Annotated in this window: 22 protein-coding genes and 2 pseudogenes; all 24 read left to right on the top strand. The window is 43.9% G+C overall.

All coding sequences use genetic code 11. The features are described from left to right. Positions 1-86 precede the first annotated feature (86 nt). The 24 genes and pseudogenes from A3I5_RS0111225 to fusA all read left to right on the top strand — a co-directional run bounded on the left by A3I5_RS0111225 (position 87) and on the right by fusA (position 23,254). Positions 87-1,064 carry a LysM peptidoglycan-binding domain-containing protein gene (locus tag A3I5_RS0111225; protein WP_018374709.1) on the top strand — a complete coding sequence of 326 codons (978 nt, stop codon included), beginning with the start codon at positions 87-89 and terminating at the stop codon, positions 1,062-1,064. 174 nt (positions 1,065-1,238) lie between these two features. After that, entirely contained in the window at positions 1,239-2,501 is a 1,263-nt protein-coding gene (gene purD / locus A3I5_RS0111220; RefSeq protein WP_018374708.1) for a phosphoribosylamine--glycine ligase, read from the top strand. Continuing rightward, positions 2,473-2,640 carry a hypothetical protein gene (locus A3I5_RS12830; RefSeq protein ID WP_156809088.1) on the top strand — a complete coding sequence of 56 codons (168 nt, stop codon included), beginning with the start codon at positions 2,473-2,475 and terminating at the stop codon, positions 2,638-2,640. Before purD ends, A3I5_RS12830 begins: the two co-directional genes overlap by 29 nt. Next, positions 2,603-2,683 (top strand): annotated as a pseudogene (locus tag A3I5_RS13020) (phosphoribosylaminoimidazole carboxylase); the annotation flags it as partial. The gene A3I5_RS12830 and the pseudogene A3I5_RS13020, both read left to right, overlap by 38 nt. A gap of 150 nt (positions 2,684-2,833) precedes the next feature. Then, a complete protein-coding gene (gene purE / locus A3I5_RS0111215) occupies positions 2,834-3,322 on the top strand; it encodes a 5-(carboxyamino)imidazole ribonucleotide mutase (RefSeq protein ID WP_018374707.1) in 489 nt (162 codons plus the stop codon). Next, on the top strand, positions 3,309-4,400 hold the full coding sequence (purK, locus tag A3I5_RS0111210; RefSeq protein WP_018374706.1) for a 5-(carboxyamino)imidazole ribonucleotide synthase: 1,092 nt from the start codon (positions 3,309-3,311) through the stop codon (positions 4,398-4,400). The genes purE and purK overlap by 14 nt, the downstream gene beginning before the upstream one ends. Then, positions 4,397-4,909: a GNAT family N-acetyltransferase gene (locus tag A3I5_RS0111205; RefSeq protein WP_231869663.1), complete on the top strand. Its 513-nt coding sequence runs from the start codon at positions 4,397-4,399 to the stop codon at positions 4,907-4,909. Before purK ends, A3I5_RS0111205 begins: the two co-directional genes overlap by 4 nt. Positions 4,910-5,004: 95 nt before the next feature. Beyond that, positions 5,005-5,106 (top strand): annotated as a pseudogene (locus tag A3I5_RS13010) (hypothetical protein); the annotation flags it as partial. Positions 5,107-5,121: 15 nt separating this feature from the next. Continuing rightward, positions 5,122-5,814 (top strand): aspartate/glutamate racemase family protein, encoded by a 693-nt coding sequence (locus A3I5_RS0111200; RefSeq protein ID WP_018374704.1) that lies wholly within the window; start codon positions 5,122-5,124, stop codon positions 5,812-5,814. 63 nt (positions 5,815-5,877) lie between these two features. Beyond that, positions 5,878-6,777, top strand: a complete 900-nt coding sequence (locus A3I5_RS0111195) for an NYN domain-containing protein (RefSeq protein WP_018374703.1) — start codon at positions 5,878-5,880, stop codon at positions 6,775-6,777. Between the two features lie 73 nt (positions 6,778-6,850). Further along, positions 6,851-7,507: a hypothetical protein gene (locus A3I5_RS0111190; RefSeq protein WP_018374702.1), complete on the top strand. Its 657-nt coding sequence runs from the start codon at positions 6,851-6,853 to the stop codon at positions 7,505-7,507. Between the two features lie 193 nt (positions 7,508-7,700). Continuing rightward, positions 7,701-8,993 carry an adenylosuccinate lyase gene (gene purB, locus A3I5_RS0111185; protein ID WP_018374701.1) on the top strand — a complete coding sequence of 431 codons (1,293 nt, stop codon included), beginning with the start codon at positions 7,701-7,703 and terminating at the stop codon, positions 8,991-8,993. Positions 8,994-9,057: 64 nt separating this feature from the next. Continuing rightward, positions 9,058-9,579, top strand: a complete 522-nt coding sequence (locus A3I5_RS0111180; protein ID WP_018374700.1) for an HXXEE domain-containing protein — start codon at positions 9,058-9,060, stop codon at positions 9,577-9,579. Between the two features lie 909 nt (positions 9,580-10,488). Continuing rightward, positions 10,489-11,373: a ribosome small subunit-dependent GTPase A gene (gene rsgA / locus A3I5_RS0111170; protein WP_018374698.1), complete on the top strand. Its 885-nt coding sequence runs from the start codon at positions 10,489-10,491 to the stop codon at positions 11,371-11,373. A gap of 44 nt (positions 11,374-11,417) precedes the next feature. Continuing rightward, a complete protein-coding gene (gene rpe, locus A3I5_RS0111165; RefSeq protein ID WP_018374697.1) occupies positions 11,418-12,077 on the top strand; it encodes a ribulose-phosphate 3-epimerase in 660 nt (219 codons plus the stop codon). Next, complete coding sequence (locus tag A3I5_RS0111160) at positions 12,070-12,696, top strand: thiamine diphosphokinase (RefSeq protein ID WP_018374696.1); 627 nt, start codon at positions 12,070-12,072, stop codon at positions 12,694-12,696. Before rpe ends, A3I5_RS0111160 begins: the two co-directional genes overlap by 8 nt. Position 12,697: 1 nt before the next feature. Then, positions 12,698-13,981, top strand: coding sequence for a DNA recombination protein RmuC (locus A3I5_RS0111155; RefSeq protein ID WP_018374695.1), 1,284 nt, complete (start codon positions 12,698-12,700; stop codon positions 13,979-13,981). A gap of 33 nt (positions 13,982-14,014) precedes the next feature. Beyond that, positions 14,015-14,953 (top strand): 3'-5' exoribonuclease YhaM family protein, encoded by a 939-nt coding sequence (locus tag A3I5_RS0111150; protein WP_018374694.1) that lies wholly within the window; start codon positions 14,015-14,017, stop codon positions 14,951-14,953. Positions 14,954-15,309: 356 nt separating this feature from the next. Beyond that, positions 15,310-16,125: a pur operon repressor gene (purR, locus tag A3I5_RS0111145; protein ID WP_018374693.1), complete on the top strand. Its 816-nt coding sequence runs from the start codon at positions 15,310-15,312 to the stop codon at positions 16,123-16,125. A gap of 338 nt (positions 16,126-16,463) precedes the next feature. Continuing rightward, a complete protein-coding gene (licT, locus tag A3I5_RS0111140) occupies positions 16,464-17,303 on the top strand; it encodes a BglG family transcription antiterminator LicT (RefSeq protein WP_018374692.1) in 840 nt (279 codons plus the stop codon). Between the two features lie 224 nt (positions 17,304-17,527). Further along, positions 17,528-19,387, top strand: coding sequence for a beta-glucoside-specific PTS transporter subunit IIABC (locus A3I5_RS0111135; RefSeq protein WP_018374691.1), 1,860 nt, complete (start codon positions 17,528-17,530; stop codon positions 19,385-19,387). A 395-nt stretch (positions 19,388-19,782) separates the two neighbouring features. Continuing rightward, positions 19,783-20,196, top strand: coding sequence for a 30S ribosomal protein S12 (gene rpsL / locus A3I5_RS0111130; RefSeq protein ID WP_018374690.1), 414 nt, complete (start codon positions 19,783-19,785; stop codon positions 20,194-20,196). A gap of 19 nt (positions 20,197-20,215) precedes the next feature. Beyond that, entirely contained in the window at positions 20,216-20,686 is a 471-nt protein-coding gene (rpsG, locus tag A3I5_RS0111125) for a 30S ribosomal protein S7 (protein WP_018374689.1), read from the top strand. A gap of 486 nt (positions 20,687-21,172) precedes the next feature. Further along, positions 21,173-23,254 carry an elongation factor G gene (fusA, locus tag A3I5_RS0111120; protein WP_018374688.1) on the top strand — a complete coding sequence of 694 codons (2,082 nt, stop codon included), beginning with the start codon at positions 21,173-21,175 and terminating at the stop codon, positions 23,252-23,254. The last annotated feature ends 114 nt before the right edge of the window (positions 23,255-23,368 follow it).

Below are 23,368 nucleotides of genomic sequence, written 5' to 3'. Positions count from 1 at the left end.
TGTTTAAAAAGGCTTAAATGCCTTGCTATTTGGCTAAAGATGCAGTAGGATAGACTTTATCTTTGAAAAAGGAAGGTATGTAACACGTGAATAAAAAATTATTATTAACCTCTACTGTGTTCTTATCAATGGTTGCAGGTCAACATGTTAAAGCAGAAACATGGACAGCGCGTTCGGTAGATGCTATCAAAGCTGACCTTGTCGCTGCTGGCAATAGCCAAGCTTATACTGTTAAGTACGGTGATACGCTCTCAACCATCGCTGAAGCTATGGCTGTTGATATGGAGGTCTTGGCTAAGGTCAACCAAATCGCTGACCTTAACTTGATTTTCCCAGAAACAAGTATCACGACAACCTATGACAAAAAAGATCAAGCCACTGAGGTTGTGATCGAAGCTCCAGTAGCTGATCAAGCTGGTGAAACGGTAGAAGCCACTATTGACCTCAAAGCTAAGGAGGTCACTATCTCTGATGAAACAGTTAAATTAGCTGATGTTGAAGCAACAGATGATGCGTCAATAGCTGCTAGTGAACCAGCGCCAGTTACTGAGGCTGCGCAGGAAGAAGTGGCCAGCACTGATCCAGTTGCTCCCGCTGCTGTTGAGCAACCAGCTCAACCTGTTGTCGAAGCAGTCTCACCCGCTGCTGAGCCAACAACGCCAGCACCAGTTACTGAAGAGGCAGCTACTCAAACACCTGTGGCTGGCGGAACCGTTGATAGTACAGGTCTCCAGCCGCAAGTTGCTGCTTTCCAACAAGAAGTTGCTAACCTCTTTGGGATCACAGAGTTCAGCACCCTTCGTCCTGGAGATTCAGGCGATCATGGACAAGGCCTGGCGGTAGATTTCATGGTGCCTGTCAGCTCAGTCCTCGGTGATCAGGTCGCAGAATACGCAGTCAACAATATGGGGGCTAAAAACATTTCCTATATTATCTGGAAACAGCGTTTCTACTCACCATATCCAAGTATCTACGGACCAGCTTACACATGGAATCCAATGCCAGACCGTGGCAGTGTTACCGAAAATCACTATGACCATGTCCATGTGTCGTTTAATCCTTAAAAGTTATTTAGAACCGTCCAGAAATTTTCTGGGCGGTTTTAATATCCGAATATTTGTCTATGATTTCAGGATAATATCCGTCAAACATGATAAGTATGGTATAATAAAGTTGAATCATTATCACTTTTAGGCTAAAGGCGATTCGTCTTTTCTTTTTAAGACAGAGGTAGGTATATGAAATTATTGGTTGTTGGTTCTGGCGGTCGTGAGCATGCGATTGCAAAAAGTCTGTTGGCGTCTGATGGGGTTGAAGCGGTCTATGTGGCGCCCGGCAATGACGGGATGACGCTGGATGGTTTGGAAATTGTAAATATCGGAATTTCCGAACATTCTGCTTTGATTGATTTTGCAAAGAGCAATGACATTGCTTGGACTTTTATTGGCCCTGATGATGCACTGGCGGCTGGTATCGTTGATGATTTTAACCAGGCTGGGTTTAAAGCTTTTGGCCCGTCCAAATTAGCAGCGGAGCTGGAGTGGTCCAAGGATTTTGCCAAGTCCATCATGGCTAAATACCAGATTCCGACAGCAGCCTATGGCACATTTACCGACTTTGAAAAAGCCAAGGCCTATATTGAAAAGCAAGGCGCACCAATCGTCGTGAAGGCTGACGGTTTGGCGCTGGGCAAGGGCGTTGTTGTGGCAGAAACCGTGGAAGAGGCCGTAGAAGCAGCCCGTGAGATGCTTTTGGACAATAAGTTCGGTGACTCGGGTGCGCGTGTGATTATCGAAGAGTTTCTGGACGGTGAGGAGTTCTCCCTCTTTGCCTTGGTCAACGGCGATAGGTTTTACATCCTGCCGACAGCTCAGGACCACAAACGGGCCTACGACGGCGACAAGGGGCCCAATACAGGAGGCATGGGGGCTTATGCACCGGTGCCGCACCTGCCTCAAAGCGTGGTGGACACGGCGGTGGAAACCATCGTCAAGCCTGTGCTTGAGGGCATGATTAAAGAAGGCCGGCCTTATCTGGGCGTGCTCTACTGCGGCCTGATTCTGACCGCTGATGGTCCCAAGGTCATTGAGTTTAACGCGCGCTTTGGCGACCCGGAAACGCAGATTATTCTGCCGCGCTTGACGTCTGATTTTGCGCAGAACATTACCGATATTTTAGAGGGCAGAGAGCCGCACATGGCTTGGCTGGATGAGGGAGTGACCCTTGGTGTGGTTGTCGCATCAAACGGCTATCCCTTCGCCTATGACAAGGGTGTTGAGCTGCCAGCCAAGACTGACGGCGACATTATCACTTACTATGCAGGGGCTAAGTTCGCTGAAAATGGCCAGCTACTCTTGTCAAACGGCGGTCGCGTTTATATGCTGGTCACCACAGCAGACAGTGTCAAAGCTGCGCAGAATAAAATCTACAAGGAACTTGCCAAACAAAACACAAACGGCCTCTTCTACCGGCATGATATCGGCAGCAAAGCGATTAAATAAATTAGCAGACCAGACAAGTACAGAAGCACCGCTCAAGCGACCGAAGGTCGCCCACCCGATAATCACCGCCGTTGTGAGAGACTGCTTAGCCTTGCTAATCAGTCAAGGGAAATCGGAAGACCTTAGGCTTCCGATTTAGGCATGAGACACCAAAGGTGGCTGCTGCCGTCCCCGCAACTTAAGGTGATTATCAAAAGAAAAAAGAAAGGAATTGAACACGGGACTAAATTCCTAGGAAAAAAGATAAAACTACCTAGACGCAAGCGTCGTCGTTAGTTTTCCTATTTTTCTACGGAATTTTTCGCAAGCGAAAGGTCCCTTTGTATCTTATTATGAAACCAATCATTTCTATTATCATGGGCTCCAAATCCGACTGGATCACCATGCAAAAAACCGCAGAAATACTTGATCAGTTCGGCCTTTCTTATGAGAAGAAAGTCGTTTCAGCCCACCGCACACCGGATCTCATGTTCAAACACGCTGAAGAAGCCCGCGGCCGCGGTATTAAGGTTATTATTGCTGGTGCCGGCGGGGCGGCCCATCTGCCTGGTATGGTAGCAGCTAAAACCACTCTGCCGGTCATCGGTGTGCCGGTCAAATCACGCGCCCTCAGCGGCCTTGATTCCCTTTACTCCATCGTTCAGATGCCGGGCGGTGTGCCTGTGGCGACCATGGCTATCGGTGAAGCGGGAGCGACCAACGCTGCTCTGACAGCTCTGCGCATTCTCTCCATTGAGGACGAAAAAATTGCTCAGCAGCTCAGCCATTTCCACGAAGAACAAGGCAGAATCGCCGAGGAGTCAACCAATGAGCTCAACTAAGACAATAGGAATTATCGGCGGCGGCCAGCTGGGTCAGATGATGGCTATTTCTGCTATTTATATGGGACACAAGGTCATTGCTTTGGACCCTGCAGCGGACTGTCCGGCCTCTCGGGTGGCAGAGGTTATCGCGGCACCTTATGATGACGTGGATGCTCTGCGCCAGCTGGCAGTGCGCTGCGATGTCTTGACCTATGAATTTGAAAATGTTGATGCAGACGGTCTTGACGCTGTTGTCAAGGACGGTCAGCTGCCTCAAGGTACAGATCTGCTCCGCATTTCCCAAAACCGAATCTTTGAAAAAGACTTCTTATCTAACAAAGCAAATGTCCCCGTGGCACCCTACAAGGTGGTTCACTCTAGCAGCGACTTAGACGGTCTTGATCTGTCTAAAAATTATGTCCTCAAAACCGCGACAGGCGGCTATGATGGACATGGGCAGGTGGTTATCCGGTCTGAGGAAAATCTGGCTGACGCCTGTCAATTAGCGGACACAGCAGACTGTGTTCTGGAAGAATTTGTTGATTTCAATCTGGAAATTTCCGTCATCGTATCAGGAAATGGAACAGACGTGACAGTCTTTCCCGTTCAGGAAAATATCCACCGCAACAACATCCTCTCCAAAACCATTGTCCCGGCTCGCATTTCAGACGAATTGAGCGCCCAAGCGCAGGCTATGGCGGTGCACATTGCCAAGCAGCTGAAGCTGTCCGGAACCCTCTGCGTGGAAATGTTCGCGACAGATGATGCTATCATCGTCAATGAAATCGCACCGCGACCCCACAACTCAGGGCACTACTCCATCGAAGCCTGCGATTTTTCCCAGTTTGACACCCATATCCTAGGCGTACTGGGGGCACCCCTGCCCGCCATCCACCTTCATGCGCCGGCTGTTATGCTTAATGTCCTCGGCCAACACATGGAAAAAGCCCAAGCCTATGTCCGCGCCAACCCTAGCGCCCACCTCCACCTTTATGGTAAACTAGAAGCCAAGCCCAACCGCAAAATGGGCCATGTGACTATTCTGACAGCAGATGTAGATTCCTGTGAGTTAATTGCAGGGGATGCATCTAGTTGATTGGAAGAAATGCAACAAGTGAGGAACTGATGAAGTTAGAACGCTACGATATTGAAAAACACCACAAGGATATGGCTGACTTCCAATTGTCAGATACGACTTATACCGATACCCCTGAAAATGTGGCTCAAAGTGCGAAGGCAGATCCAAATCGTCATGCCATTGCCATTCTTAATGACGAGGACAAACTGGTTGGTTTTTTCTGTCTTCATTTGGCAGAGGGTCCAGAAACATATGGCTTCAAGGGAGAACATTATGCTCTCATTCGTGGTCTTTCTATCGATGACCGCTATCGTAGAAAAGGCTACGCTTCAAAAGTATTTAGCGACCCATTTCTTTTTATCCAATCGCAGATTGATGGACGGATTACTCATCTAATTTTAGCAGTTAACGAGAAAAACATTCCAGCCCAGAAAACTTATATCAAAGCAGGTTTTGATGTATTGAAAAGAGGCGTTTCAGAAAGTAGGGGAACCCTGCTGGTGATGGGGAAGAGGTGTTTAAATTAACTAGAAAAAATAAGGATTTAGTATCCACTGTTGAATAGGGGGCTGTAGATTTGGGCACCATACTATACGCGCAAAGATCGTGTCCCAAAATCCCGTCCCATTTCCGCCTTTATGGTAAACTAGAAGCAAAGCACAACCGTAAAATGGGCCATGTGACTGTTTTCAGTGATAAACCAGATGAGGTTGAGGAATTTTAGAGAGCTGGTGTTAAAATGAAAACGATTGGTTTAATTGGAGGAATGAGCTGGGAAAGTACAGCCTCTTATTATCAAATCATTAATGAGGTTATCAAAAAAGAATTGGGTGGCTTGCATTCTGCAAAAATCTTACTCTATAGTGTAGATTTTGCGGAAATTGAGCATTACCAAGCAACAGGAGAATGGGAAAAGAGTGCCCAAGTGTTGGGGGAAGTAGCTGCTAATTTAGAGAAGGCTGGAGCAGATTTTATCGTGATTTGCACCAACACTATGCACAAAGTGGCGCCGCAGATTCAGGAACGCCTCAGCATTCCCATCTTGCATATTGCCCAAGCAACGGCTGATGTTTTGCTGGAGCAAGGAATCCGCAAAGTCGGACTTTTGGGAACCAAGTATACGATGACGCAGGATTTTTATAAAGAAAAACTCCTTGAATCAGGCTTGGAAGTTCTCATTCCTGACGATTCGGGCATTGAAACAGTTAATCACATCATCTATGATGAGCTTTGCCTTGGAACCATCCGCGAAGAATCCAAACAAGCCTACCTTAACATCATTGAGCAGCTCAGAAGTGCAGGTGCCCAAGCTGTTATTCTAGGTTGCACCGAAATCGGCCTCTTAGTAAAACAAACCGATACTGACATTCCCTTGTTTGACACAACACTAATCCACGCAGAGAAAGCAGCGGAGTTAGCTATGGATGAGTGAGTGTTGTGGTAAACTAGGACTAGGAAATTCCTACAATTTTACTTTCTACTTGAAGGGATATAAATGGATCTTTTATTAATTGACAATTCAAATATTTTTATAGGATTAAATCAATTTGAGTACGGAGCAAGAATTGATTACATAAAATTTGTAAAAAAATATACTAATAACAATAATCAGAAGAAAGTCTTAGCTGGCTCAACTCCTCCTCCAAATGATAGTTTTTGGAGAACAATGGAAAATAATAATTTTGAAGTTCACACTTATGAAAGAACTAAATCTGGTGAAAAAGGTGTGGATGGGAAAATATTGATTGAAGGCATGAAGCATATCGAAAGGATAAAATCCCCAGGCAAGTTAATTTTAATGAGTGGAGACTTGGATATGCGTCCGCTAATTGAAGAAGCATTTTCCCAAAAATGGGAAATAATTCTATGGTCTTGGAAAGATAGCATTAGTTCAGAGTATGAGAAAGGTGATTTGAGGTATTGCTTTAAAGAAACAAAATATCTTGATGATATTGCTGATGAAGTTGTATATTTTAACAATGATAGCTACTCAAAAGAATATTTGGGAAACAGAAAGCTGCGTCTTGCAAGAGAAAAGCAAGAGCAGGAATTTGATCAAGCTAAGAAGAATGCAAAAGACAAAATATCTGGCTTGCAGTACATAACCGATAGAGATATTTATTTGGCTAAGATTGATGAATTAACAGATTTTAAACAGATTTCAGAAGTTGATAATATTTTATCCTCTGCCAAAATGGAAGATGATAAACTGAAAAAGGTAGCGAATGAAAAAGCTGCTGAACAGAGGCGAGAGCAACAAAGAAAACAAGACCAAGAAGTTAAAAAACAAGCAAAAAAAGAGAAAGGGTTTTGGAAACGGAACAAGAGCTGGATTGCAGGTGGAATTGCTGCAGCTAGTGGAATTGTATATGCTATAAAAAAATCAATAAAATAATATTGATGGTTCTGTCACCACCATTCTATTGAAATAAATATCGTAAAAAATAAAGCAAAAAAGAGGGAATGTTATGCCAATTATACAAGTACCAATGGATATTACAGAGGCTGCGTTTGCAGGTTTGTGTTCAGGAGATTTAGTCAGACATGGAGGTGTAATTTATAAAGCCACAGGAGGAGTTTTTGAGCACTTGAAAGATGCGAATAAAATTTCTCAGGCTGAAAAAGTAGTTTCTAATATAGCAACAAAATCTTCTTTTAGCGTTGATGATTTAATTAATTACGTATCTAAGAATAAAGGAAAAACAAGTTTAATAGTTGGAAGTGCGATAGTAATTAGCGGTGTAGCATTCTATGGAATTAGAAAGTTAATCAAGAATAGAGATAAGACAGCTACAATTGAAGTAGCACCTGATACTAAGTTTAATGATTCTTTGACTAAATACATAACTGCTACAAAAACGGGAACACTTTCCGTCCCTGTAATTGTTGAATTAAAGAATCAGTTGATAAAGATTTTAGAATCTGATGAAAGTGACGTAGTAGTGATTAATATGAATCAATTACAAGCTTTAATTAGATATATTAAAAAATATACAGAAGATTTAGCTGTGGTTAATGATTACGAAATTTTTGAGGAACAGAAAAGCAAAATGACAGATGATAACATCATTAATTTAACTAAGTATTTAACAATTCAAGAAGACATCTTTAAAGCGGCTAGTTAATAACAAAAGATAAGGACTGTTGCATAAAGGTGAAGAAAAACAAAAAATAGAAAGGAACAAGGGCATCGTATTCTCTAAACTGAATACGGGCCGCGGACTGTGTGAAAAAGATAAATTTTGTTTGAGCGCAAGTCGCTCTGCTCAAAATTTCCTATTTTCACGGTGTCCGCTTAACGCCCTTAATATCTTAATTATGCTAAACCGTTATTCCCGCCCTGAGATGGCGAACATTTGGAGTGAAGAGAACAAGTACCGTGCTTGGTTGGAGGTGGAAATCCTCGCTGATGAGGCATGGGCTGAGTTGGGTGAGATTCCCAAGGAAGATGTGGCCAAGATTCGTGCCAATGCGGATTTTGGCATTGACCGCATCCTTGAAATTGAAGAGGAGACGCGCCATGATGTGGTGGCATTCACCCGTGCGGTGTCTGAAACCCTCGGCGAGGAGCGCAAGTGGGTGCACTATGGCTTGACCTCTACCGATGTGGTGGACACGGCCTACGGTTACCTCTACAAGCAGGCTAACGACGTTATCCGCAAGGATTTGGCTAATTTTACGCAGATTGTGGCGGACAGGGCGCGTGAGCATAAGTACACCATCATGATGGGGCGCACCCACGGGGTTCATGCGGAGCCAACGACCTTCGGTCTCAAATTGGCGACTTGGTACAGCGAAATGAAGCGTAACCAAGAGCGTTTCGAGCGCGCAGCGGCTGGTGTCGAGGCTGGAAAAATTTCTGGTGCCGTTGGAAACTTTGCCAACATTCCGCCATTCGTAGAAAAATACGTCTGTGAAAAATTAGGCATTCGTCCACAGGAAATTTCCACTCAGGTCTTGCCACGTGACTTGCATGCCGAATACTTTGCCGTATTAGCAAGCATCGCAACTTCGATCGAGCGCATGGCAACGGAAATCCGCGGTCTGCAAAAATCGGAACAACGTGAAGTGGAAGAGTTTTTTGCCAAAGGTCAAAAAGGCAGCTCTGCTATGCCTCACAAGCGCAACCCGATCGGCTCTGAAAATATGACAGGGCTCGCCCGTGTTATTCGTGGTCATATGGTGACGGCCTATGAGAATGTTGCCCTCTGGCATGAGCGGGACATTTCCCACTCATCGGCTGAGCGCATCATCACACCTGACACGACTATTCTTATCAACTACATGCTCAACCGTTTTGGCAATATTGTCAAGAACCTGACGGTCTTTCCTGAAAACATGATTCGCAACATGAATTCGACCTTTGGACTCATTTACAGCCAACGCGTCATGCTCAAGCTGATCGAAAAAGGCATGACCCGTGAAGAAGCTTACGACTTGGTACAACCAAAGACAGCCTACTCATGGGACAATCAAGTAGACTTCAAACCGCTTTTGGAAGCTGACGAGAAGGTCACTGCCAAACTGACCCAAGAAGAAATCGATGAACTCTTCGATCCGAGCTACTATGCGAAACGGGTGGATGACATTTTTGAGCGTTTGGGATTATAGAAGATAGAAAAAGGCATTAGGTGGCTATTTTTGCTTAACCACCACTTTAAAAGGAGAAAAAACGATGTTGATCGCCCTATTTTCCTTGATTAATATCTCCTTGTTCATGCTACATGAATTTGAGGAGATGATTATGGTAAAGCCTTGGATTGAGGCGCAGAAGGACAATCCTGCTTATCAAAAAGAGATCTTTATTCAAGGGCGCAAGCATTACCCATCCACCGAGAGTATAGCTCTGATGATAGGAGAAGAGTTCCTGCTTGTCAGTTTGATTTCCATCATAGCCTCTATTTGTGATTTGCCGGAATTGGCTCTGGCTCTGCTTATAGGACATCTTTTCCATTTATTGGCCCATATAGGAGAGTGGCTTCGCTACCGCCGTTTTGTACCGGGGAGTTGCACCGCTTTATTGACTTTTCCCATCTTGGTTGGTGATCTGCTCTATTTTTTTCTCGTCAGGCCTGTGAATGGCTGGCTTTTACTGGTCTTAACGCCACTTGTTCTTGTTCTTATTCTAGCCAATCTTCGCTGGCTCCACCGTCAGTCAGAAAAAATAGACCATTGGATTCAAAGGGTTGTGAAATAGCATGCTATTTCAAAGTAACCTCCAGTGGGCATCTAGGAATTTAATTTTAGGAGAGTTTAAGGTTGCCACTTTATTGTTGTAAATAATCCCGCTAGAGATAGCAGGACCTCCTAAATCCTTGGGAGTGGGAAAGAACTCGAACAACCCAAAAAGAGTTCGTTTTCTCACCCCCGCACAGTTGATTAGGCCAGATTTGGAGTGTAAAACACGAACAAATCCGCCAATCAGCAGTGGTTCATTGGTGCTAAGGCACCTAATGATCTTTGCAGGGGTAAGACTAAGTTGGCATGGCCAACAAGTCTTACTCCCAACCACTGCACTGAGATGCTTACGCAAACGATGAGAGATGGGGTTGGGCAAAAAGGCCCACCTCATCCCTTTTTCCCTAAAGGAAACCACCTCTGTAGCTCACTTTGTGACGAACAGAGGCGTATCATACATCTCCTAGAAAAGTCAGGCACAGGCCTGATTTTCTTTTGACTAAACGCAGTTCGCACCCGATTTCTCAGCGAAATAGGCAGAATTTTGGTATAATAAGGCTGAAGTATATTGTTTTATTGAATCGTGATTTTATAAGGGTAGAGATGAGAGGCTTATAGCCAACATTGTATCTTATTTAGTGACTTAAGTCATAATCAAACTTAGTGCGTTGAACACGGGCTAAAATGCTCGGTAAAATCCTAGAGAAAAGACAAAGGCCTTCCCAAGTCATTAGTCATTAGACTAGTCATCAGTCTCCTCATTATTATAATTATACGGATTTCTTAAGGCTTTTGTATCTCAACAACTGAATTTGGCCTAAAAACCTAGTGAAAATGATAAAGTTCCGTGTGACTATAATCGCAGTATCACTTCCCTATTTTCATACGGTTTTATAAGCGGCCTCATATCTTATATAAGGAGTATTATTTGCAAGGAATTATTGTCAAGGCTTTGGCTGGCTTTTACTATGTGGAGTCAGATGGTCAGGTTTACCAGACCCGTGCGCGGGGAAACTTTCGTCAAAAAGGCCAAACGCCCTATGTCGGTGATTGGGTTGATTTTTCGGCTGAGGAAAATTCGGAGGGCTATATCTTAGCTATCCATGACCGCAAAAACAGTCTGGTTCGTCCTCCCATCGTCAATATTGATCAGGCCGTGGTTGTCATGTCGGCCAAGGAGCCGGATTTCAGTCTCAATTTGCTGGATCGTTTTCTGATCCTCCTTGAGCACAAGGGCATCCATCCCATCGTCTTTCTGACCAAGCGCGATTTGCTGGTTGATGAGGAGATGGCGTATTTTGATCAAGTTTGCAGCCTTTATCAGACGATTGGCTACGATTTTCTTTGGGACATAGCAGAGCTGCCAAGCTTGCTTGAGGGTAAGATCACAGTTTTTATGGGTCAGACTGGCGTTGGAAAGTCCACCTTGCTCAATAAAATTGCACCTGAGCTGGCCTTGGAGACAGGTGAGATTTCAGATAGTCTGGGCCGTGGTCGCCATACCACACGTGCGGTTAGTTTCTACAACCTCTATGGCGGAAAAATCGCTGATACACCAGGCTTTTCTTCCCTAGATTACGAAATCTCTGATAGCGAGACCCTCAATGCTTGCTTCCCAGAAATCAAAGCATTGTCGCAAGGGTGTAAGTTTCGCACCTGTACCCATACGCATGAGCCGTCCTGTGCTGTTAAGCCAGCTGTAGGAGCAGACCAGCTATCTCAGAGCCGTTTTGACAACTATTTGCTTTTCCTGAGCGAAATTGAAAATCGTCGTGAAACCTATAAGAAAACAGCTAAAAAATTACCTAAATAAAGCCATATTTGTCCAAAATAACGAATAGAAAGACGAGGTCTCTTATGTTTACTGATAAACTAGCACCATCCATCTTAGCCGCAGATTATGCTAACTTTGAAACGGAGCTCAAACGCATTGATGCGTCAGGGAGTGAGTACGTTCATATCGATATTATGGATGGTCATTTTGTGCCCAATATCAGTTTTGGGGCAGATGTGGTGGCCAGTATGCGTCCACATAGCAAGCTGGTCTTTGATTGCCATCTCATGGTCTCCAACCCTGAGCAATATATCGAGAGTTTTGCCAGAGCTGGCGCTGATATCATGACCATTCATGTCGAGGCGACACCTCATATTCACGGCGCCCTACAAAAGATTAAGGCAGCTGGTATGAAGGCTGGTGTGGTGCTCAATCCAGGGACACCTGTGGCTAGTATTACCCATGTCTTAGAGTTGGTAGATCAAGTCTTGATTATGACGGTCAACCCAGGTTTTGGAGGTCAAGCCTTTATTCCAGAAATGCTTGAAAAGATTGAAGAAATAGCTAAGTTACGAGAGCAAAAAGGTCTTGCTTTTGATATTGAGGTTGATGGTGGGATTGATGATCAGACCATCGCTTTGACTAAGAAAGCTGGTGCTAATGTCTTTGTAGCAGGGTCTTATGTCTTTAAAGGTGACGTAGCAAAGCGCGTGGCAACCTTAAGAGAGGCGCTCAATGGTTAGCTGGTGTGTGCTGGCAGGTGGACCACTGACAGATTTTCCGCGAGATTTTGATGCTTATGCTGGGGTTGATGCGGGAGCTTTGAAGCTAGTGGAGATGAACTTACCGCTAGATTTGGCGGTTGGCGATTTTGATTCGATTAGCGATGAGGAGTTTGAGACTGTCAAGCGCTCGGCTAAACGTTTGGTGACAGCTCCCAGTCACAAAGACGATACCGACTTAGAAATGACCATTAAGGCCATTTGTAAGGACGATCCAGAAGCGCACGTGACCATTTATGGTGCGCTAGGTGGTCGCGTGGATCATAGTTTGTCTTCGATTTTTCTGCCTAGTCACCCCGAGCTTTTTCCTTATTTGCGCCAATTTGAGCTAGTTGATGGACAAAACCGTATCACTTATTATCAGGCTGGCTACAGGGAAATTTCCCCTCTATCAGGCTACGACTATGTTGGTTTTATGCTGGAGGGGCGAGGTCAGCTGACCATAAAAAATGCCAAGTACGAGATGGATGACCAGAGCTTTTTTGACCGTAAAATCTATGGGTGCAATGAATTTATAAATCGGCCTATTCAGGTGACTGTGCCTGATGGCTATCTGGTTGTGGTTTACAGTAAGGATTGACATGGAAATACTGCTTTTAATTTTAAGTATAGTGCTACTGGTAGCTGTCTTTTTCCTCTGGCAGGGGCAGAAACAGCTTCAAACTGATTTTGAGGAAATGCTGGATAGCCAAGCTGATCGCATGGCTGACCAGATGACTTATTTGCTAGAGCGTTCTGGGCAAAATCAGCTTCGCGATCTGCACCAGGCAACCAGTCAAACCTCAGATCGTCTGACCGATGTCCGCAAGGACCTTTACCATCATCTGACTGAGCTGCGGCAGGAAATCACGCAAAATTTGGATCAAAACCGTACCGTTCTCAGTCAAGGATTGCAACAAATGCAATCTTCCAATGAAGGCAAATTGGAAGCGATGCGTCAGACCGTCGAGGAAAAGCTGGAGAAGACCCTTCAGACCAGATTGCGGTCGTCCTTTGAAACCGTGTCTAAACAGTTAGAGTCGGTCAACAAGGGGTTAGGTGAAATGAAGACGGTGGCTCGTGATGTTGGCAGTCTCAGCAAAGTTCTCTCAGGTACCAAAAGCCGAGGGATTTTGGGTGAGATTCAGCTGGCTCAGATCATCGAGGATATCATGAGCCCCAGCCAATATGAGCGTGAAATTCCAACGATTGCAGGCTCTAGTGATCGGGTTGAGTTTGCCATCAAGCTCCCTGGTCAGAGCGAGGGTGAGACGGTATATTTACCCATTGATGCTAAATTTCCTTTGGATGCTTACTACCGTCTAGAAGAAGCCCATGATGAGGGAGATAAGGCACAGGTTGAGTCGGCTCGCAAGGCGCTTCTTGCAAGTGTCAAAGGCTTTGCCAAGGACATCAATCGCAAGTACATTAGTCCACCTGAGACGACGCAGTTTGGGATCTTGTTTTTACCAACGGAAGGACTTTATGCGGAAATCGTTCGCCAGCCAGCCTTTTTTGATGACCTACGTCGGACAGAAAACATTGTGATAGCAGGCCCATCTACCCTGTCAGCCCTGCTCAATTCCCTATCTGTTGGCTTTCGTACGCTTAATATCCAGCGCTCGGCAGATGATATTAGTAAAGTTTTGGGCAATGTTAAAACTGAGTTTGGCAAATTTGGAAACCTCTTGCAGAAGACTCAGGTTCAATTAGGGCGGGCCACCAAGAATATTGATAGCCTGCTGACCACCAGAACTCAAGCTATTGAGCGTGCTCTTCGCACCATTGAACACTATGGCGAAGATGGGAAATTGCCAGAAATGCTCCAATTTGACGCAGTAACAGAAGACGAGAAGACCTTTCCCGATCAAGAAGATTTTGGATAAGCAGGCTTGCCTGTGATTAGAAATGAGGATGCTATGAAAATCAACCAAATGAAGAAAGACGAGCCTTTTGAAGGGTTTTACCTGATTAAGTCAGCAGAGGTCCGTCAGACTAGGGCTGGTAAGGATTACCTTGCCTTTACCTTCCAAGATGATACAGGCACTATTGAGGGTAAGCTCTGGGACGCTCAAGCTTATAATGTGACTGAATTTACCTCAGGCAAGGTTGTTTTTATGCGAGGCATGCGGGAGGTTTATAACGGCACACCGCAGGTTAATCAAATTAGTCTGCGCTTACCAAAACTAGATGAGCCAAATGATCCTGTGGATTTTCAAGAGAAGCCACCAGTAGACATCTCAGATACGAGAGACTACCTGCAGCAGATGATTTTCCGCATTGAGAATGCGACTTGGCAGCGCTTGGTGCGCGCGCTCTACGGTAAGTACGAAAAGGAATTTTACAGCTATCCAGCCGCAAAGACCAATCATCATGCCTTCTATGCTGGTCTTTCCTATCACACTGCGACCATGGTTCGCTTGGCAGATGCCATTGGCGATATTTACCCTCAGCTTAACAAGAGCCTGCTCTTTGCAGGAATCATGCTGCATGATCTCGCTAAGGTTATTGAGTTGTCTGGGCCAGATGACACCAGCTATACCGTCCGAGGGAACTTGATCGGCCACATCTCTTTGATTGATGAAGAAATCACTAAAACACTCATCGATCTTGGTATTGATGATAGCAAGGAAGAAGTGATTGTTCTGCGTCATGTTATCCTTAGTCACCACGGCCTTTTGGAGTACGGAAGTCCTGTACGCCCGCAAATCATGGAAGCTGAGATTCTCCATATGATTGACAATATTGATGCGGAGATGATGATGATGATCACAGCTCTTGACAAAATAGCACCAGGTGAGCTGACAAACCGTCTCTTTGCCATGGACAACCGCTCTTTCTACAAACCAAATCTTTAGGAGTGCCCTCACAGTAACTGTCTTTGTTCGGAAAACGAAAAAGAGTTCAACAGTCAGATTTTCCGTAGTCTAAGAAGATTGATTGCAAGGGGGCAATGAAAACCTAGACTGACGATTTATGAAAAGGGAATGATTTTCAATGTGTTTTCGAACAAGTTCACTATTTTTTCACAACACGTCGTCAATATGCGGCCGCTCAAAATTGTGTTGATTAAAGAAAGCGTCCTGTTTGTGAACGCAAATTTCTAAGTTGAAACTATCGCTAAAAACGAAAAAACGGACTTTTTATTTTAAAAATTGTTCGTTTTTTATTTGTATGATATAATAGAAAAAAGAAACAAAAACGAGGACAAAAGATGAAAATTAGACGTAGTGAGCGGATGGTACTGATTTCAAATTACCTGATCAATCATCCGTATGAGTTGACCAGTTTGAGCACATTTGCAGAACGTTACGATTCTGCTAAATCTTCTATTTCTGAAGACATCTCTATTATCAAGCGTGCATTGGAAACGAGCGAAATTGGAGAGATTGAAACGATCACAGGTGCTAGCGGCGGGGTAATATTTACACCAACTATTTCGGATCAGGAAGCGCATAAAGTCGTTGAAGAGCTCTGCGTTCGTATGGCGGAAAGTGATCGCATTTTACCAGGGGGCTACATTTACCTCTCAGATCTCCTTTCGACACCGACTATTCTGAGACAGATTGGCCGCATTATCGCTAAAGCCTTCAAGGATCAAAAAATTGATGCGGTCATGACCGTGGCAACTAAGGGTGTCCCTTTGGCCAATGCTGTGGCTGATGTGCTCAATGTGCCATTTGTTATTGTCCGTCGCGACTTGAAAATCACTGAAGGCTCGACCGTCTCTGTCAATTATGCCTCAGGATCAAGTGGGCGGATTGAGAAGATGTTCCTTTCGAAACGCAGTCTTAAACCAGATAGCCGTGTCTTGATTGTAGACGACTTCTTAAAAGGTGGCGGGACTATCAACGGCATGATCAGTCTCTTGTCTGAGTTTGATAGTACTTTAGCTGGTGTCGCCATCTTTGCGGATAATGTGCAAGGCAAACGCGATGAGATGAACTACAAGTCTCTCTTGTCAGTTACTGATATTGATATTAAAAATGCAAAGATTTCCGTTCAATTGGGCAATATTTTTGAAGATTAATGAAAAGGATTGGGACAGATAGCCATCATGGCTGTCTGTCCCAATTTCTCTTTTTAGGGGTCACGACAACGCATAAAGAAAATCAATCAATTAGAAAAACAGTACAAAATGACTAGAAAAAGGAAAGTTTTCTTTGGTTTTCATGACTAATTTTTGCTGTTTCAGAATATTTTCGCTCATAAAAAAACTAAGAGACGGTTTCCTTATTCGTTTGTTCTGTTTTTGGCTTCAAGTGAGTTGCGTTTTTAACTTGGAAGTGCTATCATAAAAGAAGTTCAAGCAGATGATAGTCTTGATTTTATGGACAAAAGTAACATTCAAAAGGTCGAGGAGGTAGCATGGAAGTTGTCAAGGTCTTTAACAATAATGTGGTGATGATTCAAGATGCCGAAGGCCTTGAGGCTATTGTCATGGGAAGAGGTTTAGGATTTCAAAAAAAGACAGGTGACATTCTTGATGAAACCCTGATTGAAAAAGTCTTTAAGTTATCCGATCAACAATTTACCCAAGCAGTTTCAGAGCTCTACGTCAAATTAAGTCCAAAAGAAGTTGATATTTTTCAAGCGATCATCTCAAAAGCTTCACGTGTTTTAGAGACAAGCTACAACGAAAACCTTTATCTGGCTTTGGCAGATCACCTGCATTTTGTCATTGAACGGGCGCAACAGGGTGTTTTTATCAAAAATCCGCTCTTTTGGGAAGTCAAAAAGTTCTACCAGATGGAGTATCAGGTGGGTCTTGAAGCGGTCAAACTTTTGAATGAAAGTTTTGCTTTGGAGATTCCTGAGGATGAGGCAGCTTCGATTGCCTTGCACTTTGTCAACGCCCAGAAGAATGACCACAAAATGGATCAGACGGTGAAGACAACCAAGCTGATTCAGGAGATGATTAATATTGTCCGTCGGTATTATGCGATTGAGTTTGATGAGGAAAGTATTTCTTACGTGCGCTTTGTCACCCATCTCCAGTATTTTGCCCAACGCGTCATTGATCATCAGGGACAATCAGGTGAAGACAGTTTTCTTTTTGAGCAGGTCAAGACTAACTATCCTAAAGCCTTTGCCTGTGCAGAGTTGATTGGCAAATATGTTCTCAGTCAATATCAATTTGTTGTCTCTCAGGACGAACTGGTCTATCTAACCATTCATATTCAAAGAACGACAAATAAAACCGCTTAGTGCATCACCATTTCCCTGGTTTCAGCTTTGAGCTGACTGGGGATTTTTCAAATCGTGACAGATGGATACCGCTTCTATTTCGATATCCAGTATCTTCCTGTTATCAATTTTATGTTAATTCTTGTCAAAGAATTCATGACTCACAGAGGCGCTTCAAGAGCTGGAAAGTGCTGATTGACAATAAAATGTCGAATTTTGTTAAGTATCAATAAGATAGAGGTTTTATGGAAAAATATACGAATCTGGCCAAGGAGTTGCTGCTATTGGTCGGTGGTGAAAAAAATGTCATAGGAGTGACCCACTGTCTAACACGATTGCGTTTTACGCTCAAAGACGATAACCAAGCGCAGACAGAAATGCTCAAGACTCACCCAGAGGTGACAGCCATTGTCCGTGGTGGTGGGCAATATCAGATTGTTATCGGTAATCATGTGGCAGATGTCTACGATGCTTTGCTTAGCATTTCTTCCTTGGGTGATTTAAGAGCAAGCGCGCCCTCGACTCGCCTAACTGACCGTTTTATCACGATGGTTTCGGCTGTTTTCCAACCAGCCTTGGGCGTCTTAGCTGCAACAGGCATGCTAAAGGGAGTTGTAGCGATTATGGCTTTTTGTGGACTTACGGCTGAAAATAGCGGTATTTACCTCTTGCTTCAGGCTATCGGTGACGGGTTTTTCCAATTTCTCCCTATAGTCATCGCGATTAGTGCGACAAAATATTTTAATCTGCATCTTTTTACAGGTATCGCTTTGGCAGCGACTCTCTTGTATCCTGGTTTAAATGCAGACAATCGCCTACCAGAAGTTCTAGGATTTCCGATTTACCTTCCCTCGGGCGGCTATTATCAAACAGTCTTGCCGATTATCATGTCAGTTGCTCTGGCAGCGCAGGTTGAAAAATTTTTTAAAAAAATTGTACCCGATGTGGTCAAGTATTTTATGGTGCCGTTCTTGACACTTATCGTGGTAGCTCCTTTGACAATTTTAGGAATTGGCCCAGCTATGATTGGTTTGTCAAATGTGATTGGTGATTTTTTTCATCTCATTTATCAATTTAGTCCAGTTTTGATGGGTGCCGTTTTGGGAGGTTTGTGGCAACTATTAGTCATGTTTGGTCTGCATTGGGGCTTGATTCCTCTTATGACCATACAGCTTCAGTCCAGTGGTTTTTCGACGATTTTAGCGATTATCAACTTTGTTAGTTTTTCACAGTTTGGCTCCGTTTTAGCTTTGGCATTTAAACTAAAAAATCCACGTCAGAAGAACTTAATCTTACCATCGGTGGTATCGGCCTTTTTCGGTGTGACAGAGCCAGCTATTTATGGGTTGAGTTTGCCGCTTCGAACGCCTTTTATTCTAAGTAGCATTGGCGGTGCTGTTCAGGGGGCTTTTGTTGGTTGGACGGCAATCCATGCTTATAATATGGGAGGTTTGGGGATTTTTGCCTTGACAACTTTCGTAGATCCCAATGGGCAAGATGTCAATAATTTTCTCCAATCAATCATTGCCATGCTTCTAGCTACTCTAGCTGGCTTTATCTTGACTTTGCTGGTTAGAATTCCTGACCAGACGGAAAAGGAAATGATTTCGGACACTCTTAATAAAGACACAAAACAAATTCCAATTGGTCATCATACGATATTTAGTCCCCTTGGGGGGACGGTGCTTCCTCTTGAAACTATGCCGGATCCTGTCTTTGCAAGCGGTGCTATGGGTGAGGGAGTAGCGGTCAGGCCGACATCAGATCAGCTTGTGTCTCCTGTACAGGGAATTGTTACGACCACCTTTCCGACCAAGCATGCTTTGACAATTCGTTCAGAAGATGGAGTAGAACTCTTGATTCATCTGGGGATTGATACCGTCCATTTGGACGGCCAAGGCTTCACAGTTTTAGTTGAGAATGGGCAGGAAGTTAGACTTGGCCAGCCCTTGCTGCAGTTTGATCGAGAACATCTTGAAGCTCAGGGATATGATTTAACCAGTGCCATCATTGTTACTAATTCTCCAGATTATATGGATGTTTTACCAGCAACGGTAGATAATATCAAGCTTGGCCAACCGTTATTGACAGTGATTGAAAAGTAGGGATTAAACACCTATATTCACAGCCCTCCACTTTTTCAAGGTAAGGTTAATAGTCTTTCCAAAAAATGTTCTCTTAATTAATCTAAAGTCCTTCGCTTGTGAAATACAGCTTTTAAGAAGCGGGAAAAAGACGTTTCATACTAATCCTCCACATTTCATAATTAAACGGAACTTACTGTGGGAAGTTACAAAGTGTGAAAAAGTAAAAAAAGAAAGGAAGTCCTATTTGACAAAATACCACTGTCGTGATATGATATAAGACGGTACTTTTTACTTTTGGTCTCTCAAAAGTGTACAGAGACGTGCTGACAAATGTTGCAAAAGTACACCGCGATAGGGACTGTCACCAAGTGCTCTATCAACCAAAATTAAAAAATATATACAGGAGAATGTAGATGCCTACAATTAACCAATTGGTTCGCAAACCGCGTAAATCAAAAGTAGAAAAATCTAAATCACCAGCTTTGAACGTTGGCTACAACAGCCATCGCAAAGTAGCAACGAACGTTTCTTCACCACAAAAACGTGGTGTTGCAACTCGCGTTGGAACAATGACACCGAAGAAGCCTAACTCAGCCCTTCGTAAATTTGCTCGTGTCCGTTTGAGCAACCTTATTGAAGTTACTGCTTACATCCCAGGTATCGGCCACAACCTGCAAGAACACAGCGTGGTTCTTATCCGTGGTGGACGTGTGAAAGACCTTCCAGGGGTACGTTACCATATCGTTCGTGGTGCGCTTGATACTGCAGGTGTAAACGACCGTAAACAAGGCCGTTCTAAGTACGGTACGAAACGTCCAAAAGGCTAAGAAGGGAGAGTAACTACATATGAGTCGTAAAAATAGAGCGCCAAAACGTGAAGTATTGGCAGATCCATTGTATCATTCACAACTTGTTACCCGTTTGATCAACCGTCTAATGCTTGATGGTAAACGCGGTACAGCTACAAGCATCGTTTACGGAGCCTTTGACTACATCAAAGAAGCTACCGGCAACGAGCCACTTGAAGTTTTCGAACAAGCGATGGAAAACATCATGCCTGTCCTTGAAGTACGTGCCCGCCGTGTCGGTGGCTCTAACTACCAAGTCCCAGTTGAAGTTCGTCCAGAACGTCGTACAACACTAGGCCTTCGTTGGTTGGTAACAATTGCTCGTAACCGTGGTGAGCACACTATGGTTGAGCGTTTAGCAAAAGAAATCCTTGACGCGTCAAACAACACAGGGGCATCTGTTAAGAAACGTGAAGACACTCATCGTATGGCAGAAGCTAACCGTGCATTTGCACACTTCCGTTGGTAAGAACAAGATACGAGAGCGTCAAGCAACTCCTAGACAAAATAGGGAAACGAAGCAGATTGCTTTGCAATCAATGAGTTTCATCTTTTTGTCAGTGAGTTGTAGCTCGAGTTCGATTAGGATGTGAAGGCGTAAAACAAATGCTAGACAAAATAGGAATTCTGATGACGAGACTTCAGTCTCTAGGAAGAATTATCTTTTTGGCAGACATTTGTAGCCTGAACTCAACTACTTAAGATGCAAAAGGCGTTAAAAACGCACAGTGAAAATAGGGAAGTGATGTGGTGTCTCTTGGACACAATGAACTCTATCTTTTTCACCCAGCGTTTAGCTCGAGTTCAATTAAGATATAAACAAGATATGATGAGTTCGTTTCAGAATTCGATCACAATCTAAAAAACACAGAACGGGTGGGCCTCTGCCTATCCGTTTTTATACCATTGTGGTATACTAGCTAAGTAAACAAAAAAAATAGGAGAACATAACCTCATGGCACGCGAATTTTCACTTGCAAAAACTCGTAACATCGGTATCATGGCGCACGTCGATGCCGGTAAAACAACCACAACTGAGCGTATCTTGTACTACACAGGTAAAATCCACAAGATCGGTGAAACACATGAAGGTGCTTCACAGATGGACTGGATGGAGCAAGAACAAGAACGTGGAATCACCATTACATCTGCTGCGACAACAGCACAATGGAATGAACACCGTGTTAACATCATTGATACCCCAGGACACGTGGACTTCACGATTGAAGTACAACGTTCACTCCGTGTATTGGATGGTGCGGTAACTGTTTTGGACTCACAATCAGGTGTTGAGCCACAAACTGAAACAGTATGGCGTCAAGCAACTGAGTACCGTGTACCTCGTATCGTTTTCGCCAATAAAATGGATAAAATCGGTGCAGACTTCCTTTACTCAGTATCTACACTTCATGATCGTTTGCAAGCAAATGCTCATCCAATTCAATTGCCAATCGGCGCTGAAGATGATTTCCGTGGTATCATTGACTTGATCAAGATGAAAGCTGAAATCTATACTAACGACCTTGGTACAGATATCCTTGAAGAGGACATTCCAGCAGAATATCTTGAACAAGCTGAAGAATACCGTGAAAAATTGGTTGAAGCTGTTGCTGAAACAGATGAAGACCTTATGATGAAATATCTTGAAGGTGAAGAAATCACTAATGAAGAGTTGAAAGAAGGGATCCGTAAAGCAACGATCAACGTTGAATTCTTCCCAGTGCTTTGTGGTTCTGCCTTTAAAAACAAAGGTGTTCAATTGATGCTTGATGCTGTTATTGACTACCTTCCAAGTCCGCTTGACATTCCAGCGATTAAAGGTATTAACCCAGATACAGACGAAGAAGAAACACGTCCAGCATCTGATGAAGAGCCATTTGCAGCTCTTGCTTTCAAGATTATGACTGACCCATTCGTAGGGCGTTTGACATTCTTCCGTGTTTATTCTGGTGTCCTTAACTCAGGCTCTTATGTATTGAACACTTCAAAAGGAAAACGTGAACGTATCGGACGCATTCTGCAAATGCATGCTAACAGCCGTCAAGAGATTGAAACGGTTTATGCAGGGGATATCGCTGCTGCCGTTGGTTTGAAAGACACCACAACAGGTGATTCATTGACTGATGAGAAAGCTAAAGTTATCTTAGAGTCAATTGAAGTTCCAGAACCCGTTATCCAATTGATGGTTGAGCCTAAATCAAAAGCAGACCAAGATAAGATGGGTATCGCCCTTCAAAAATTGGCCGAAGAAGATCCAACATTCCGCGTTGAGACAAACCCAGAAACAGGTGAAACAGTCATCTCCGGTATGGGTGAGTTACACTTGGACGTCCTTGTTGACCGTATGAAACGTGAATTCAAGGTTGAAGCAAATGTTGGTGCTCCTCAAGTATCTTACCGTGAAACCTTCCGTGCTTCTACACAAGCTCGTGGTTTCTTCAAACGTCAATCTGGTGGTAAAGGTCAATTCGGTGATGTTTGGATCGAATTTACACCAAACGAAGAAGGTAAAGGATTTGAGTTTGAGAACGCCATTGTCGGTGGTGTGGTTCCACGTGAATTCGTACCAGCTGTTGAAAAAGGACTTATCGAATCTATGGCTAACGGTGTTCTTGCCGGCTACCCAATGGTCGATGTGAAAGCTAAGCTTTACGATGGTTCATACCATGATGTCGACTCATCTGAAACTGCCTTTAAGGTTGCGGCCTCACTTGCTCTTAAAGAAGCAGCGAAAACAGCTCAGCCAGTTATTCTTGAGCCGATGATGCTTGTAACCATCACTGCACCAGAAGATAACCTTGGTGACGTTATGGGGCACGTGACTGCTCGTCGCGGTCGTGTAGATGGTATGGAAGCGCGTGGGAATACTCAAGTCGTTCGTGCTTATGTGCCACTTGCTGAAATGTTCGGTTATGCTACCATCCTTCGTTCAGCGACTCAAGGACGTGGTACCTTCATGATGGTGTTTGACCACTACGAAGATGTTCCTAAGTCAGTACAAGAAGAGATTATCAAGAAAAACAAGGGTGAAGCTTAAGTCACCGAAATCCGAGGACACTTGTCTTCGGATTTTTTGTATAGGGAGCTTGTAGAAAGATACTTGATGTGTATTAGTGCAAAGCGGGCAGAGTCCCTAGGATATGTTCAATTT

The organism is Streptococcus merionis DSM 19192 (assembly GCF_000380085.1).
GTDB lineage: Bacteria > Bacillota > Bacilli > Lactobacillales > Streptococcaceae > Streptococcus > Streptococcus merionis.
This window is presented reverse-complemented; position numbering and strand designations above follow the sequence as displayed.